General features: G+C 68.4%; 15 protein-coding genes and 1 pseudogene. 12 read left to right on the top strand and 4 right to left on the bottom strand.

Annotated elements, in window-relative coordinates; genetic code table 11:
• From QAR72_RS14490 to QAR72_RS14480, 3 genes and pseudogenes are all read right to left on the bottom strand, one after another.
• Positions 1 to 79: pseudogene (locus QAR72_RS14490) on the bottom strand (23S rRNA (adenine(2030)-N(6))-methyltransferase RlmJ); the annotation flags it as partial.
• 36 nt (positions 80 to 115) lie between these two features.
• Positions 116 to 328, bottom strand: coding sequence for a DUF2945 domain-containing protein (locus tag QAR72_RS14485; RefSeq protein ID WP_304618091.1), 213 nt, complete (start codon positions 326 to 328; stop codon positions 116 to 118).
• Positions 329 to 921: 593 nt separating this feature from the next.
• Complete coding sequence (locus QAR72_RS14480) at positions 922 to 1,149, bottom strand: DUF1127 domain-containing protein (RefSeq protein ID WP_219830681.1); 228 nt, start codon at positions 1,147 to 1,149, stop codon at positions 922 to 924.
• A 333-nt stretch (positions 1,150 to 1,482) separates the two neighbouring features.
• Between QAR72_RS14480 and QAR72_RS14475 the strand changes: the two genes are divergently transcribed.
• The 9 genes from QAR72_RS14475 (at position 1,483) to murD (ending at position 12,302) form a co-directional block, all read left to right on the top strand.
• A complete protein-coding gene (locus QAR72_RS14475; RefSeq protein ID WP_304618090.1) occupies positions 1,483 to 2,541 on the top strand; it encodes an Mrp/NBP35 family ATP-binding protein in 1,059 nt (352 codons plus the stop codon).
• Between the two features lie 669 nt (positions 2,542 to 3,210).
• The gene (locus QAR72_RS14470) at positions 3,211 to 3,723 is read left to right on the top strand and encodes a division/cell wall cluster transcriptional repressor MraZ (RefSeq protein ID WP_304618089.1); all 513 of its coding nucleotides are present in this window, start codon (positions 3,211 to 3,213) and stop codon (positions 3,721 to 3,723) included.
• 4 nt (positions 3,724 to 3,727) lie between these two features.
• Positions 3,728 to 4,690, top strand: a complete 963-nt coding sequence (gene rsmH, locus QAR72_RS14465) for a 16S rRNA (cytosine(1402)-N(4))-methyltransferase RsmH (protein WP_304618088.1) — start codon at positions 3,728 to 3,730, stop codon at positions 4,688 to 4,690.
• A complete protein-coding gene (gene ftsL / locus QAR72_RS14460) occupies positions 4,690 to 5,037 on the top strand; it encodes a cell division protein FtsL (RefSeq protein WP_304618087.1) in 348 nt (115 codons plus the stop codon). Before rsmH ends, ftsL begins: the two co-directional genes overlap by 1 nt.
• Positions 5,034 to 6,866, top strand: a complete 1,833-nt coding sequence (locus QAR72_RS14455; RefSeq protein WP_304618086.1) for a peptidoglycan D,D-transpeptidase FtsI family protein — start codon at positions 5,034 to 5,036, stop codon at positions 6,864 to 6,866. Before ftsL ends, QAR72_RS14455 begins: the two co-directional genes overlap by 4 nt.
• Positions 6,863 to 8,362, top strand: a complete 1,500-nt coding sequence (locus QAR72_RS14450) for a UDP-N-acetylmuramoyl-L-alanyl-D-glutamate--2,6-diaminopimelate ligase (RefSeq protein ID WP_304618085.1) — start codon at positions 6,863 to 6,865, stop codon at positions 8,360 to 8,362. Before QAR72_RS14455 ends, QAR72_RS14450 begins: the two co-directional genes overlap by 4 nt.
• The gene (locus tag QAR72_RS14445; RefSeq protein ID WP_304618084.1) at positions 8,359 to 9,726 is read left to right on the top strand and encodes a UDP-N-acetylmuramoyl-tripeptide--D-alanyl-D-alanine ligase; all 1,368 of its coding nucleotides are present in this window, start codon (positions 8,359 to 8,361) and stop codon (positions 9,724 to 9,726) included. Before QAR72_RS14450 ends, QAR72_RS14445 begins: the two co-directional genes overlap by 4 nt.
• 10 nt (positions 9,727 to 9,736) lie before the next feature.
• Entirely contained in the window at positions 9,737 to 10,819 is a 1,083-nt protein-coding gene (mraY, locus tag QAR72_RS14440) for a phospho-N-acetylmuramoyl-pentapeptide-transferase (protein WP_304618083.1), read from the top strand.
• 76 nt (positions 10,820 to 10,895) lie between these two features.
• Complete coding sequence (gene murD, locus QAR72_RS14435; RefSeq protein ID WP_304618082.1) at positions 10,896 to 12,302, top strand: UDP-N-acetylmuramoyl-L-alanine--D-glutamate ligase; 1,407 nt, start codon at positions 10,896 to 10,898, stop codon at positions 12,300 to 12,302.
• A 32-nt stretch (positions 12,303 to 12,334) separates the two neighbouring features.
• On the opposite strand, the gene QAR72_RS14430 is transcribed toward murD, so the two are convergent.
• Complete coding sequence (locus tag QAR72_RS14430) at positions 12,335 to 13,111, bottom strand: enoyl-CoA hydratase (protein ID WP_304618081.1); 777 nt, start codon at positions 13,109 to 13,111, stop codon at positions 12,335 to 12,337.
• 57 nt (positions 13,112 to 13,168) lie between these two features.
• Between QAR72_RS14430 and QAR72_RS14425 the strand changes: the two genes are divergently transcribed.
• The 3 genes from QAR72_RS14425 (at position 13,169) to rpsI (ending at position 14,698) form a co-directional block, all read left to right on the top strand.
• Complete coding sequence (locus QAR72_RS14425) at positions 13,169 to 13,588, top strand: PaaI family thioesterase (protein WP_304618080.1); 420 nt, start codon at positions 13,169 to 13,171, stop codon at positions 13,586 to 13,588.
• Positions 13,589 to 13,742: 154 nt separating this feature from the next.
• Complete coding sequence (gene rplM / locus QAR72_RS14420; RefSeq protein WP_304618079.1) at positions 13,743 to 14,207, top strand: 50S ribosomal protein L13; 465 nt, start codon at positions 13,743 to 13,745, stop codon at positions 14,205 to 14,207.
• A 2-nt stretch (positions 14,208 to 14,209) separates the two neighbouring features.
• Positions 14,210 to 14,698, top strand: a complete 489-nt coding sequence (rpsI, locus tag QAR72_RS14415; RefSeq protein ID WP_219830693.1) for a 30S ribosomal protein S9 — start codon at positions 14,210 to 14,212, stop codon at positions 14,696 to 14,698.
• Positions 14,699 to 15,139: the final 441 nt, after the last annotated feature.

The raw sequence follows: 15,139 nt of genomic DNA, 5'->3' as shown, positions 1-15,139 counted from the left end.
CCAGCGCGGTGGCCAGCAGCGCGTGCTTGTGCAGGTCGGCCAGGTTCCCGGCGTGATAGGCGTGCTGATAGCTGAGCATGGCATCCTGTAGCGCGTCGCGGACCGGCCGGAAAGCCTATTCCGCGCGGCGGAGTTCTGAACGCGATTTCAGGACCTCGGCCCCGTCATCCTGTTCGATCAGATAGGCGGGATCGTCGGCGCTGGCCTTGCGGGTCACGCTGCTGCCCTTGATCCTGCGGGTCACATCCTCGCGGAAGATGCGCGTGATGCGCCCGCGCCCCGTGCCGTTACCCCAGCTCCATTCGACGATCGTTCCCACGCGCAGCATGATGCCTCCGGTCCATGTCGGGGACAATGCGCGGCAGGGTATGCGGGTTTCAGGCATGAAAAAGCGGCGGCACCCAGGGAGGAGGAGGGGGTGCCGCCGCTGAACGCCGGCCCAGGGAGGAGGGAGGGGCCGCGTTTGGGGTGCGGTCAGGCCAGGGAGGAGGAGGGCCAGGACCGCGCGCGCAAGGGGTTCGGAGGAGGGAGGAGAGAACCCCCGCGCATCAGTTTGCCGCAGATGGGGCGGCTATGAGGGGGGCGGCGACCCAGGGAGGAGGAGGGGCCGCCGCCGAACGCTGGCCCAGGGAGGAGGGAGGGCCGCGCAGAGGTGCGGTTCCGGCCAGGGAGGAGGAGAGGCCAAAACCGCGCGCCGATGATCAGGGAGGAGGAGGGACCTCGGCGCATCCGGATGCCGCAGATGGGGCGGCTATGTCTTTGTGCGGCGACCCCGTGGGGAGGAGGTCAGGGGCCGCCGCCTGACGCCAGAACCCGAGGGAGGAGGATAGGTTCCAGCGCTGTCTAGGGGCGGCATCCCGGGGAGGAGGAGAGGGATGCCGCCAGTCCGCCCAGGGAGGAGGAGGGGCGGAAAGGGAATTCTTACTTCGCGTCGCCCCAGGCCGCTTCGTGGGCCAGACGGGTGATCATCGAGCGGCTGATGCCCAGATCGTCCAGATCACGGGTCGTCAGGGCGTTGAGTTCGCGGACCGTCTGCCGGTATACGGCGCGGCGGGCGCGGGTTTCCTGCATGCGCTGGATCGCGGTCAGCAGGCGGGCACGCAGGCCAGAGGCGGCGGCGGTTTGTTGAGCCTGGGCGATAACAGCCATTTTCGTTTCCTTTCGCGTCGTCTGCGCCGTTCCCGGATTGGCCCGGCGCCTTTCTTGATCCCAAGATGCCCATTGTGCTGCGTTTGCACAATGGACGGTTTGCGAATGCTGCCATGCGGCAAATGCATGACTAAGACTGACCTAACTGGCCGCTCTGCTATGAAACCATGACAGAAAATTGAACCGACACATTCGTTAACGGTAACGCTGCGGCTGCAAAAACCCAAGGATTGAAGGCGCTTGTGCCCGGATCGGGCGGCATGTCGCAGGGGGCATTGAGGCCGGCGCGGGCTTGGGCCATGCTGTGGGCTGCCGCAATCACGGAACCGTCACATGTCGATCACGCGCGAAACTGTCCTAGGGGAAATCGCAGATATCGCTCTGCCGCAAGGCGGGGTGCTTGGCAAGGCCGACATCCTGCGTGCGCTGACCATTGAGGATGGCGTCGTGCGATTCGTGCTGGAGGTCGCGGATGCCGAGGCCGCCCGCGCCCTGGCCGGCGTCGAGGCCGAGGCTCGCGCCCGGCTGTCGCGGCTGCCCGGCATCCGGCAGGTGCAGGTGGTGATGACCGCGCCCGCCGCGCCCGCCCCCGCGCTGAAGATCGGCGGCCATGCCCGCCCGCAGGCCGGGCCGCAGGCGATTCCCGGCGTGCGCCACATCCTGGCCATCGGCTCGGGCAAGGGGGGCGTTGGCAAGTCCACGGTCTCGTCGAACCTTGCGGTGGCGCTGGCCAGAGCCGGGCGCAGGGTCGGGCTGCTGGATGCCGACATCTACGGTCCCTCGCAGCCGCGCATGATGGGGGTGACGGGCCGGCCCGCCAGCCCGGACGGCCAGCGGATCGAGCCCTTGCACGCGCATGGCGTGACGATGATGTCGATCGGCCTGATGCTGAAAGAGGGCGAGGCCGTCGTCTGGCGGGGACCGATGCTGATGGGCGCGATGCAGCAGATGCTGCAGCAGGTGAACTGGGGCGAACTGGACGTCCTCCTGATCGACCTGCCGCCCGGCACGGGCGATGTGCAGCTGTCGCTGTGCCAGAAGGCGCCGGTGACGGGGGCGATCATCGTCTCGACCCCGCAGGACGTGGCGCTGCTGGATGCGCGCCGCGCCATCGACATGTTCGGCAAGCTCAAGACCCCGGTTCTGGGCCTGATCGAGAACATGTCCAGCTATGTCTGTCCCAGTTGCGGCCACGAGGCGCATCTGTTCGGCCACGGCGGCGTCGCGGCCGAGGCCGAGCGGCTGGGCCTGCCCTTTCTGGGCACGCTGCCGCTGGAGCTGGAGGTTCGGCTGGCGGGCGATAACGGCACGCCCATCGCGCTGGGCGAGGGAAGCGCGGCGGCCGCCTTTGCGCGTCTGGCCGACCGGCTGGTCGCGGGCGGAATGGCCTGATCGCGCCGCCCCTTCGCGCCCCCGAAACGGGCCGGTGCCGGGGCGGGGACGGGAATATCCGGGAAATGCGGGAATGCGCGGGAAGAGGCGGGCGCGGCTGCTCTCGCTGCCGTGATTCGGCGTGAGGTGGCCCGTGATCCCGCAGACGTCGATTTGGCGGAAAGTCGCGCATTCTTCTTGACCTGCGCCGAATCGTGGCGTGGCTGCACCAGTGCCGCGCGGGCGATCCGGGGGCTATGTCTGTCCATATCTGGTAGTTCGCAATAATCATACCCATAGGGGTTGATCCTCGCCGCCCGCCGCGCTGCCGAAGGTCGGTGCGCTGACGAAAGGATGTAGCCATTTGCGCTCACCCTTAGGGCGAAGAAACCCATTGCTTCCCATAAAATCCCGTGTCACAACGAGATCACGAAAACGGGCAGTGACCAACGGGGCGGAAGACCTCGGCATGGCGAAGCAGGCTTCATACAGGCATCCGTTTTCCAACATAGATCCGCCCGCGCGTGCGAGCAGCACCTCCCCCAGGGTGGCGCGCGACAGGGTGGACGACCAACCCCGCAAAGGGGCCCGGTAACGGGAACGAGGGCGGCGGATCGGGCAGTGGCAGCGGCCCGATCCGCCCTTTCTCTTTCGGGGGTGCGAAAGAGCGGACAGTGAGGGGCGGCCAGGGTGGCGCGGAAGTTCAGGGGCACCGAACAGGTCAAGGTCGATGGCAAGGGTCGCATGTCGATTCCGGCCCGCCTGCGCCGCGTGTTCGATGCGGGCGATCCGGGCTTTGCGGCCTCGTCCACCGGGCGCACCCAGCTTGTCGCCGTCTACGGCCCCGAATGGTGGAACTGGATCGAGCTTTACAGCATCGAGGCCATCGAGGCGATCGACGAGCAGATCGACCGCCTGCCGCGCGGCAGCCAGGAACGCCGCTGGCTGGAACTGCTGATGAACGGACAGTCCACCGATCTGGAGATCGACCGCGAGGGGCGTCTGGTCCTGCCGCTGAAACTGCGCGAAAAGCTGGGTTTCACCGAAGGAACCGAGACCGTGTTCGAATCGCGCGGCGACTATGTGCAGGTCTATCACCCCGACGAGCGTCCCAAGGACGTGCAGGCGCTGGAGGACTTTGCCGCCAGCCATGGCCCCGATTTCGACCCGCGCGCCTTCCTGCAACAAGCCGACAAGGGGTAAGCCCGTGGCCGATCCCCATATCCCCGTCCTGCTGAAGCCGCTTCTCAGGGCGGTGGCGCCCGTCTCGGGGGTCTGGGCCGATGGCACCTTCGGCGCGGGCGGCTATGCGCGCGGCCTGCTGGAGGCGGGCGCGGCGCGCGTCATCGGCATCGACCGCGACCCGTCGGTCTTTGCGATGGCGGCGGATTGGGCTTCGCCGCTTGGCGAAAGGCTGCGTCTGGTCGAGGGGACGTTTTCCGATCTGGACAGCTTGGCGGGCGAGCCGCTGGACGGCGTGGTCCTGGATCTGGGCGTCAGTTCGATGCAGCTGGATCAGGCCGAGCGCGGCTTTTCCTTCCTGCGCGACGGGCCGCTGGACATGCGGATGGGGGGCGAGATCCCCTCGGCCGCGGATCTGCTGAACAGCGCCGAGGAATCGGTGATCGCGGATGTGCTTTATCATTACGGCGAGGAACGCGCCGCGCGCCGCATCGCACGCGCCATCGTCGCGGCCCGGCCCCTGAGCCGCACGGCCGAACTGGCCGAGATCGTGGCGGGCTGCCTGCCGCGCCCCAAGCCGGGCCAGAGCCATCCCGCCACCCGCAGCTTTCAGGCGATCCGCATCTGGGTGAATGACGAATTCGGCCAGCTGGTCGCGGGCCTGTCGGCCGCCGAACGCGCGCTGCGCCCGGGCGGCAAGCTGGCCGTGGTCAGCTTCCATTCGCTGGAGGACCGGATCGTCAAGCGCTTCATGCAGGCGCGCGCTGATACCGGCGGCGGTGGCAACCGCTATGCGCCGGTCCAGGCCGCGCAGGAGGCGGCCTTTACGCTGCCCTTCCGCCGCGCCATCGGCCCCGACGAGGACGAGCTGGCCGTCAATCCCCGCGCCCGCTCGGCCCTGTTGCGGGTGGCGGTGCGGACCGATGCGCCCGCAGGCAGCGTCGATGCCCGCGCGCTGGCCATGCCCAGCCTGCCGGGGAGGCGCTGATGCGGTCCCTGACCTATCTGGCCTGCGTGCTGGTGGTGATGGGCCTCGCCTTCTGGGCCTATCGCGAGAATTACTCGACCCAGGCCGCCATGGCCGAGATGCAGCAGGTCCGCCGCGAGATCGCGCAGCTGCGCGACGAGCTGGGCATCCTGCGCGCGGAATGGGCCTATCTGAACCGGCCCGAACGGCTGCGCGAACTGGTCGACCTGAATTTCGAGCGGCTGCCGTTGCTGCCGATCGAATCGGGGCAGATGCTGGATCTGGGTCACATCGACTATCCCAAGCCGCCGCCCCCGCCCGAAGCCGCGCCCGAAACCGATGATCCCGCCACGGAGGTCCAGCCATGATCCGCACGCCCCTGCGCCCTCTGGTCCGCATTCTTCGCGCGCGCGAGCGCGGCGAGAATCCCGACGATATCGAGGCCGAGAACCGCCGCCGCCGCCACGAGGAGATCGAGGCCCGCGCCCATCGCCGCGCCGAGGGGCGGCTGGTGCTGATGGCGGGCCTGTTCGCGATGGCCTTCGCCACGGTCGGGGTGCGGATGGGCGCCCTGGCCTCGAGCGAACCGGCCGAGCCGCGCGCGCAGGTCCTGTCGGCGCAGATCATGTCGCAGCGCGCCGACATCACCGACCGGCGGGGCCGGGTCCTGGCCACGAACCTGCTGACGCATTCGGTCTATGCCCATCCCCACCAGATGGTCGATCCGGTCGGCGCGGCGCGCGGGCTGAAGCGGATCTTCCCCGATCTGGACGAGGAGAGGCTGATCCGCGACTTCACCGGCGACCGGCGCTTCATGTGGATCAAGCGCAAGATCAGCCCCGAACAGATGCAGGCCGTCCATGATCTGGGAGAGCCGGGCCTGCTGTTCGGCCCGCGCGAGATGCGCGTCTATCCCAATGGCGACGTGGCCGCGCATATCCTTGGCGGGTCCGGTTTCGGCAATGAGGGCGTCAACAGCGCCGAGGTGATCGGCATCGCGGGCGTGGAAAAGGCCTTTGACGCCTGGCTGCGCGACCCGGCCAACGAGGGCGCGCCGCTGGCGCTGTCCATCGACCTGACCGTGCAGCAGGCGATGGAGGACGTGCTGGCGACCGGGATGCGCGTGATGAACGCCGCCGGCGCCACCGGCATCCTGATGGAGGTCAAAACCGGCGAGATCGTCGCCATGGCCAGCCTGCCCGATTTCGACCCCAACGACCGCCCGCGTCCGCTGCTGACCGGAGAGCCTTCGGACAGCCCGCTCTTCAACCGCGCCGTGCAGGGGCAATACGAGCTGGGTTCGACCTTCAAGATCTTTCCGGTCGCGCAGGCGCTGGATCTGGGTCTCGTGAACCCCTCGACCGGGATCAGCGCCGCCGCGCCCATGCGGATCGGGCGCTTCCTGATCAACGATTTCCACAATTACGGCCGCGAGCTCAGCGTCACCGATGTGATCGTGAAGTCGTCGAACGTGGCCACGGTGCGGATCGCCCAGATGATCGGGGTCGAGCGCCAGCGCGACTTCCTGCGCAAGCTGGGCATGTTCGAGCCGACCAGCGTCGAGATGGTCGAGGCGCCGACGGGCCAGCCGCTGGTCCCGCAACGCTGGCCCGCCGTGACGGCGGCGACGGTCAGCTTCGGCCATGGCCTTGCGGCCAGCCCGCTGCATCTGGCCGCCGCCTATGGCACGATCGCCAATGGCGGCAAGCGCGTCACGCCGACCTTGATCCATGGCCGCCAGCGCCCCGAGGGCGAACAGGTCATGTCCGCGCGTTCGGCCGCGATGTCGGTGGACATGCTGCGTCAGGTCGTGACGCGCGGCACCGCGCGCGGCGCCGAGGTTCCGGGCTACGAGATCGCGGGCAAGACCGGCACCGCCGACAAGCCCCGCGCGGCGGGCGGGTATTACAAGAACAAGGTCATCGCGACCTTCGCGGCGGTCTTTCCGGCCTCTGACCCGAAATATGTGCTGATCGTGGCACTGGACGAGCCCTCGACCCGCAATGCCAACGGCATCGAGACACGCACGGCGGGCACGACCGCCGTTCCGGTCGCCGCCGAGGTGATCCGCCGCATCGGCCCCCTGCTGGGGCTGGAGCCGAAAACCGACGAAAAGCTGCCGACGATCGCGCCCCGCTTCGAGCCGCGTGTTGAACCCGGCGAAGAGGCTGGGGTAAGGCTCGTCGCAAATCAATGACGGGTGGTTCGGTGACTGAAGGCAAGGTGACGCTGTCGCAGCTGGGGCTGCGTTCGAGGGATGGGCAGGACCCGGTGATCACCGGCCTGTCGCTGGACAGCCGCGCGGTCCGGCCCGGCCATCTGTTCGCCGCGCTGCCCGGATCGGCCATGCACGGGGCCGAGTTCATCCAGTATGCGATCCGCCAGCAGGCCGCCGCCGTCCTGACCGACCGGGCCGGCGCCGAGATCGCCCGCGACGTTCTGGACGGCTGGACCGGCGCGCTGGTTCTGGCCGAGGATTCGCGCGCGGCCTTGGCCGGGGCGGCCTCGCTGTGGTTCCGCGACCAGCCCGCCCACGTCGTGGCGGTGACCGGCACCAGCGGCAAGACCAGCGTGGCCAGCTTCACCCGCCAGATCTGGCAGCTTCTGGGCCTGAAGGCGATCAGCCTTGGCACGATGGGGGTCGAGGGCGATTTCCACGCCAAGCTGGCCCATACCACGCCCGATCCCCTGACCCTGCATCAGGTTCTGGCCGATGCGACCCGCGCGGGCATCACCCATGCCGCGATGGAGGCCTCGAGCCACGGTCTGGACCAGCGCCGTCTTGACGGGGTCCGGGTCGAGGCAGCGGCCTTCACCAATCTCAGCCAGGACCATCTGGATTATCACGCGGGCTTTGACGAATATTTCGCGGCCAAGGCGCTGCTGTTCAACCATATCCTGGACGAGGGCGCCTCGGCGGTCATCAATATCGACAGCCCGCGCGGGCGGCAGATGGCCGATATCGCCACCGATCGCGGGCTTGCGCTGACCAGTGTGGGCCGGGGCGAGGGCGCGATGCTGCGGATCCTCGACCAGCGCTTCGACGCGACGGGGCAGGATCTGCGCTTTTCGATCATGGGGCAGCCGCAGCTGGTGCGCCTGCCGCTGATCGGCGGCTTTCAGGCTGAAAACGTGCTGGCGGCGGTCGGGCTGTGCCTTGCGGCCGGCTCCTCGGCCGAGGACATCCTGCGCGTCCTGCCGCAGCTGACCACGGTGCGCGGGCGCATGCAGCTTGTCGCGCAGCGCGCCAATGGCGCGGCGGTCTTCGTCGATTACGCCCACAAGCCCGGCGCGGTCGTGGCGGCGCTGCAATCGCTGCGCCCGCATGTGATGGGCCGCATCATCTGCGTGATCGGCGCGGGCGGCGACCGCGACCGGGGCAAGCGCCCGCTGATGGGCGAGGCCGCGCGGCTGCACGCCGACAAGGTGATCGTCACCGACGACAATCCGCGCCACGAGGACCCCGCCGCAATCCGCGCCGCCGTGCTGGAGGGTGCGGGCCCCGAGGCCAGCGAGGTCCCCGACCGCGCCGAGGCGATCCTGCGCGGCGTCGATGCGCTGCTGCCGGGCGACGCGCTGCTGATCGCGGGCAAGGGTCACGAGACCGGCCAGATCATCGGCAGCGACGTCTATCCCTTCGACGATGCCGAACAGGCCTCGGTCGCGGTCGCGGCACTGGACGGCACGATATGAGCGCGCTCTGGACCGCAGCCGACGCCGCCGCCGCCACGGGCGGGCGGGCGCAGGGCGACTGGGCCGCCTCTGGCGTGTCCATCGACACGCGCACCATCGCGCCGGGCGATCTGTTCGTCGCCTTGCAGGCGGCGCGCGACGGGCATGATTTCGTGGCGCAGGCGCTGGAAAAGGGCGCCGCCGCCGCTTTGGTCAGCCGCATCCCCGACGGCGTGGCGCCCGATGCGCCGCTGCTGATCGTGGACGACGTGCTGCGCGGGCTCGAGGCCTTGGGCCGCGCGGGCCGGGCGCGCATGGAGGGCCGCGTGATCGCCATCACCGGCTCGGTCGGCAAGACCTCGACCAAGGAGATGGCGCGCGTGGCGCTGGCGGGGCAGGGCGTGATCCATGCCGCCGAGGCCAGCTACAACAACCATTGGGGCGTGCCGCTGACGCTGGCGCGCATGCCGGCCGACACCGATTTCGCCATCATCGAGATCGGCATGAACCATCCCGGCGAGATCGCGCCCCTGTCGCGCATGGCCCGCCCGCATGTCGCGCTGATCACCACGGTCGGCGCCGCCCATCTGGAGGCCTTCGGCGCCATCGAGGGGATCGCGCGCGAGAAGGGCTCGATCTACGAGGGGCTGGAACCCGTCGGCACCGCCATCCTGCCCGAGGACTTGGCCGTGACGCAGATCCTGCGCGACTGCGCCGATGCGGCTGGCACGGTGGTGGTGGGCTTCGGCCGCGACGGCATGGCCCGCCCGCTGAAGGTCGAGGCCTCCCAGACCGGCCTGACCTGCCATGCCCGCATCCTGGGCGAGACGGCGATCTTCGGGCTGCGCACCACCGGGCGCCATTTCGCGATGAACGCTGTCGGCGTTCTGGCCGCCCTGTCGGCGGCGGGCGCCGATCTGGCCCAGGCCGCCCGCGCGATGGGTGACTGGCAGCCCCCGAAAGGCCGCGGCGCGGTCGAGGATCTGGGCGCGATCCGCCTGATCGACGACGCGTTCAACGCCAACCCGGCCTCGATGGCGGCGGGCCTTGCGATGCTGGCGGGCCTGCCCGCCGCGCGCCGCGTTGCCATCTTGGGCGACATGCTGGAACTGGGCGAGGCCGAGGCCGCCATGCACGCCGCCCTGGCCGATGACCCCGCCATGGCCGACATCGCGCTGGTCCATTGCGCCGGTCCCCGGATGCGCCACCTGCACGAGGCGCTGCCCGAGACGCGCCGCGGCCGTTGGGCCGAGACCGCCGTCGAACTGGCGGCCGATGCCGCGGCGCTGGTCGCGCCGGGCGATCTGGTCCTGGTCAAGGGCTCGAAATCCTCGCGCATCTCGACCGTGGTCGAGGCCCTGCGCGCCCAAGCCGCCCCTGCATAAGGACGAACGGATGCTTTACTGGCTCAGCAGCTTTTCCGAGGGCGGGGACATCTTCAACCTGTTCCGCTACATCACCTTCCGCGCGGGTGCGGCCTTCTTCACGGCGCTCTTCTTCGGCTTCATTTTCGGCGGGCCGATGATCAATTACCTGCGCCGCGTCCAGAAAAAGGGCCAGCCGATCCGCGATGACGGCCCCGAGGGCCATCTGGCCAAGGCCGGCACCCCGACGATGGGCGGCATCCTGATCCTGTCTGCGCTGCTGTTCTCGACGCTGCTCTGGGCGCGGCTGGACAACGGCTATGTCTGGATCGTGCTTCTCGTCACGGCGGGCTTTGCCGGGATCGGCTTCGCGGATGACTACGCCAAGGTCACCAAGCAGAACACCAAGGGCGTCAGCTCGCGCATCCGCATGGCCATCGGGCTGGTGATCGCGGCGCTTGCGGCGATCGCGGCTTCGGCGCTGCATCCGCAGGCGCTGACCAACCAGCTTGCGCTGCCGGTCTTCAAGGACGTGCTGATCAACATGGGCTGGTTCTTCGTGCCCTTCGCGATGATCGTGATCGTGGGCGCGGCCAATGCGGTGAACCTGACCGACGGGCTGGACGGGCTGGCGATCATGCCGGTGATGATCGCGGCGGGCACGCTGGGCGTCATCGCCTATACGGTGGGCCGGGTCGATTTCACCGAATATCTGGGCGTCCACCACGTCCCGGGCACGGGCGAGATCCTCGTCTTCGTCTCGGCCCTGATCGGCGGGGGCCTGGGCTTTCTGTGGTACAACGCCCCGCCGGCCGCGGTCTTCATGGGCGATACCGGCAGCCTTGCCCTGGGCGGCGCGCTCGGCGCCATCGCGGTCGTCACCAAGCACGAGATCGTGCTGGCCATCGTCGGCGGCCTCTTCGTGGTCGAGGCGCTCAGCGTGATCATCCAGGTCCTCTACTTCAAGCGCACGGGCAAGCGCGTCTTTCTGATGGCCCCGATCCACCACCATTTCGAGAAGAAGGGCTGGGGCGAGGCGCAGATCGTGATCCGCTTCTGGATCATCGCGCTGATCCTCGCGCTGATCGGCCTTGCGACCCTGAAACTGCGCTAGTCTTTGCCTTGGTCCAAATATCCCGCGGGGGTCCGGGGGCGCGAAGCCCCCGGCCCTCTCCTCCAGGAGCCTTGCCATGATCCCTGTCCAGGGCGTTGAAAACCAGACCATCGCGGTTCTCGGCCTCGGCCGGTCGGGCCGGGCAACGGCGGCGGCGCTTGCGGCGGGCGGCGCGCGGGTCGTCGCCTGGGATGACGGGCAGGACACGCGCGAGGCCGCCCTGGCCGAGGGGATCGAGATCGTCGATCTGACCCGCGACGCATCTTGGCAGGGGGTCGCGGCGCTGATCGTCAGCCCGGGCATCCCGCATCTCTATCCGCGCCCCCATCCGGTCATCGCCGAAGCCTATGCCCGCGGCGTGCCGGTGGACAACGATATCGGCCTGTTCTTCCGCAGCTATGCCAGCCCGGAATGGGAAGGCTTCGACCGCGCGCCCCGCGTCGTGGCCGTCACCGGGTCGAACGGCAAATCCACCACCACGGCCCTGATCCACCATATCCTGTCCGAGGCCGGGCGCCCGGTGCAGATGGGCGGCAATATCGGCACCGGGGTCCTGTCGCTGGAACCGGCCTCGGATGGCGAGGTCGTGGTGCTGGAATTGTCCAGCTACCAGACCGATCTGGCGCGCGCCCTGACGCCCGATGTGGCGGTTTTCACCAATCTCTCGCCCGATCATCTGGACCGGCATGGCGGTTACGGCGGCTATTTCGCGGCCAAGCGCAGGCTTTTCGCCGAGGGCGGGCCGGATCGTGCCGTGATCGGCGTGGACGAGGCCGAGGGGCGCTATATCGCCAACCAGCTGGCGATGGGGCCGGGCGATGACCGGGTGATCCGCATCTCGTCGGAGCAGAAGCTCGACCAGTTCGGCTGGTCGGTCTTTGCGCGCAAGGGCTTCCTGTCGGAATGGCGCAAGGCGCGGCAGGCGGCCTCGATCGATCTCAGGGCGATTTCGGGCCTTCCCGGCGCGCATAACCATCAGAATGCCTGCGCCGCCTATGCGGCCTGCCGCGCGCTTGGCCTGTCGCCGCGCGAGATCGAGGCCGCGTTCCACAGCTTCCGCGGCCTGCCCCATCGCAGCCAGCTTGTCGCCGAGATCGGCGGCGTGCGCTATGTGAATGACAGCAAGGCCACGAATGTCGATGCCGCCGCCAAGGCGCTGGAGGCGTTCGAGCGCATCCGCTGGATCGCCGGGGGTCTGGGCAAGGAGGGCGGGATCGCCGGGCTGGTCCCGCATCTGGGACGGGTCAGCAAGGCCTATCTGTTCGGCCATTCGGCGCGCGATTTCGCACTGGAACTGGGCGGGCTGCCGCATGAGGTCTTTGGCACTCTCGCCGAAGCCCTGGCCCGCGCCCATGAAGAGGCCGCGCCGGGCGAGACCGTGCTTCTGGCCCCGGCCGCCGCGAGTTTCGACCAATACCCGAACTTCGAGAAGCGCGGCGAGGATTTCGTGCGTCTTGTCGGGGATCTGTCCGGCGCCCCCTGAACAGGGCGCCCGACGCCGAGCTTGGACCCGGATCACGGCCAGCGGGGCGCGCGCTTTTCGAGAAAGGCAGAGATGCCTTCGACCGTCTCCTCCAGCATCATGTTGGCGCACATCGCATCCGATGCGGTGCGGTAGGCCTCGCTCAGGGCTTCGGCCCGCTGGCGGTGGAATGACGCCTTGCCCAGCCGCATGGCCGAGGGGGGCTTGGCCGCGATGCTGCGGGCCAGCGCAAGCGTTTCGGCCTCGAGCTGATCGGTGCCGGTGACGCGGTTGATCAGGCCAAGCTCGGCGGCGCGGCTGGCGGGGATGAAATCGCCGGTCGCCAGCATCTCGAAGGCGGCCTTGGGCGGGATGGCCCGCGATAGCGCAACGGCCGGGGTCGAGCAGAACAGCCCGATCGAGATGCCGTTCACGCCGAACCGCGCCCGATCCGAGGCGACGGCCAGATCGCAGGACGCGACCAGCTGGCAGCCCGCCGCCGTCGCCACGCCCTGCACCTGCGCGATGACCGGCTGGGGCAGGGCGGGCAGGCGCTGCATCAGCGCCGCGCAGCGTTCAAAGAGGTTGGCCAGATCGGCCTGCGGGTCGGCGCCGTCGCGCATGGCCTGCATCTGGCGCAGATCATGGCCCGCGCAGAAGGCGCGCCCCTCGGCCGACAGGATCACCACGCGCGCCTCGGATGTCGCGATCCGGTCGAGGGCGTGGTCCAGCGCCTCGATCATCTCCAGCGACAGGGCGTTGTGGTTGTCGGGGCTGTTCAGGACCAGCCGCGCGACGGGGCCGTCATCATGATAGAGTAGCGGTGGCATCTTGATCTCTCCCTGCTTTCCCGAAAAGCCTAAGGCTGGACGGGGCAGGGGGGAAGCATGACCATCGCCATGGACGCCGAGGCGCTGAACGAATTTCTGGCGCGCGACTTTCCGCAGGTCGCGGGCAGCTACCGGGTCGAGGCGGCCGAACCTGACCGCCTGGTCGCGCGGCTGGTCGTGTCGGACGCGCATTTGCGGCCCGGCGGCACTGTCAGCGGGCCCTCGATCTTCGCGCTGGCGGACCTGGCGATCTATTGCGCGATCCTGTCGCGGATCGGCCCCGTCGCCCTGGCGGTGACGACCTGCGCCAATGTGGACTTCATGCGCAAGCCCGCCGCGGGCCGCGATCTGCTGGCGGAATGCCGGCTGCTGAAGCTGGGTCGGGTTCTGGCCGTGGCCGACGCGCTGATCTTCTCGGACGGACAGGACGAGCCTGTGGCCCGCTGCGCGATGACCTATTCGATTCCGCCGAAATGACCCGGTTTCGGGGGCTTGCGATGCGGTATTCAGATACCTAATTTGCAACCTTATGAATCGGAACGACTAATTTGTTTCCGCGATGCTTGACCTGTGGCGCGGCTTGCAAGATATACGCGCATCTCGAATGCACACGACCCTGAAGGGACGCAAGATGAAAACCTATACCGCGAAACCGGCGGAGATCGAGAAGAAGTGGATCCTGATCGACGCCGAGGGCGTCGTTCTGGGCCGCCTCGCCACGATTGTCGCCAACCGCCTGCGCGGCAAGCACAAGCCGACGTTCACCCCGCACATGGACATGGGCGACAACGTCATCATCATCAACGCCGACAAGGTGCAGATGACGGGCAACAAGCGCGACGACAAGAAGTATTACTGGCACACCGGCCATCCGGGCGGCATCAAGCACCGCACCGCGCGTCAGGTGCTGGAAGGCGCCCACCCCGAGCGTGTGGTGGTCAAGGCCGTCGAGCGCATGATCAGCCGCAACAAGCTGGGCAAGCAGCAGATGACCCATCTGCGCGTCTATGCCGGGGCCGAGCATCCGCATGAAGCGCAGCAGCCCGAGGTTCTGGACGTCAAGGTCCTGAACAAGAAAAACACCCGGAGCGCATGATCATGGCCGAAGACATCAAAACCCTCGACGATCTGAAATCGGTCGTGTCGGGCACCCCGGCCGCAGCAGAGCCCGCCATCCGCCGCGAGCCGCAGCGCGACGAGCTGGGCCGCTCCTACGCCACCGGCAAGCGCAAGGACGCGGTCGCCCGCGTCTGGGTCAAGCCGGGTTCGGGCAAGGTCGTCGTGAACGGCAAGGACATCGCGCAGTATTTCGCGCGCCCCGTGCTGCAGATGATCCTGCGCCAGCCCTTCGAGGTTGCGGGCGTCGTGAACCAGTATGACGTGCACGCCACCGTCAAGGGCGGCGGTCTGTCGGGCCAGGCCGGTGCGGTCAAGCACGGCATCAGCCAGGCGCTGCAACTGCACGAGCCCAGCCTGCGCGCCGCGCTGAAGGCCGCCGGCTTCCTGACCCGCGACAGCCGCGTCGTCGAGCGGAAGAAATACGGCAAGGCCAAAGCCCGCCGCAGCTTCCAGTTCTCGAAGCGCTGATCCGGTCCGGATCCGGAACCCGAAAGGGGCGTGGCGAAAGCCGCGCCCCTTTTCCTTTTGCGCCCTGCCGTGTCGTTGGGCTCTCTGCCCGTTTCCACGGCAGAACGGGCGATCCGAGTCGCCGAAGGCTCTCCGAACGGGCCGTTTTGTCATCAGGATGACGCGATTCCGTGCTACCGAGGTCAGGATCGCCGGGACATGCTGTCATCGGTGACTTGGCGCGGCAGAATTTCATGACTTCTGTCAGTGGCTTGCACGTTTCTGACCCGAAGCGCGATTTTTTCGCTTGCGGACGCCGTGCGGCGGACGTAAACACCGCTTCACCGAAGGCGGGAACGCTTGAGGGGATGGGGAAGCGGCCTTGAGGTTGGTTCTTCTGAGGAAATTCTGGGAATGGATGACCGGGCTGGGCGTCGAGAGATTGGCGCTTGATCCGTGATT

Origin of the sequence: Paracoccus sp. (in: a-proteobacteria), assembly GCF_030604785.1 — a bacterium.
Classification (GTDB): domain Bacteria; phylum Pseudomonadota; class Alphaproteobacteria; order Rhodobacterales; family Rhodobacteraceae; genus Paracoccus.
Note: the sequence above shows the minus strand (reverse complement) of the source record. Positions and strands in the feature narration are given on the sequence as shown.

Coding starts and splice junctions, on each gene's coding strand:
- QAR72_RS14450 (WP_304618085.1), top strand. CDS start 6,863: ATGACGGGTGGTTCGGTGACTGAAGGCAAGGTGACGCTGTCGCAGCTG.
- QAR72_RS14475 (WP_304618090.1), top strand. CDS start 1,483: ATGTCGATCACGCGCGAAACTGTCCTAGGGGAAATCGCAGATATCGCT.
- QAR72_RS14425 (WP_304618080.1), top strand. CDS start 13,169: ATGACCATCGCCATGGACGCCGAGGCGCTGAACGAATTTCTGGCGCGC.
- QAR72_RS14480 (WP_219830681.1), bottom strand. CDS start 1,149: ATGGCTGTTATCGCCCAGGCTCAACAAACCGCCGCCGCCTCTGGCCTG.
- QAR72_RS14485 (WP_304618091.1), bottom strand. CDS start 328: ATGCTGCGCGTGGGAACGATCGTCGAATGGAGCTGGGGTAACGGCACG.
- mraY (WP_304618083.1), top strand. CDS start 9,737: ATGCTTTACTGGCTCAGCAGCTTTTCCGAGGGCGGGGACATCTTCAAC.
- murD (WP_304618082.1), top strand. CDS start 10,896: ATGATCCCTGTCCAGGGCGTTGAAAACCAGACCATCGCGGTTCTCGGC.
- ftsL (WP_304618087.1), top strand. CDS start 4,690: ATGCGGTCCCTGACCTATCTGGCCTGCGTGCTGGTGGTGATGGGCCTC.
- QAR72_RS14455 (WP_304618086.1), top strand. CDS start 5,034: ATGATCCGCACGCCCCTGCGCCCTCTGGTCCGCATTCTTCGCGCGCGC.
- QAR72_RS14445 (WP_304618084.1), top strand. CDS start 8,359: ATGAGCGCGCTCTGGACCGCAGCCGACGCCGCCGCCGCCACGGGCGGG.
- rplM (WP_304618079.1), top strand. CDS start 13,743: ATGAAAACCTATACCGCGAAACCGGCGGAGATCGAGAAGAAGTGGATC.
- QAR72_RS14430 (WP_304618081.1), bottom strand. CDS start 13,111: ATGCCACCGCTACTCTATCATGATGACGGCCCCGTCGCGCGGCTGGTC.
- rpsI (WP_219830693.1), top strand. CDS start 14,210: ATGGCCGAAGACATCAAAACCCTCGACGATCTGAAATCGGTCGTGTCG.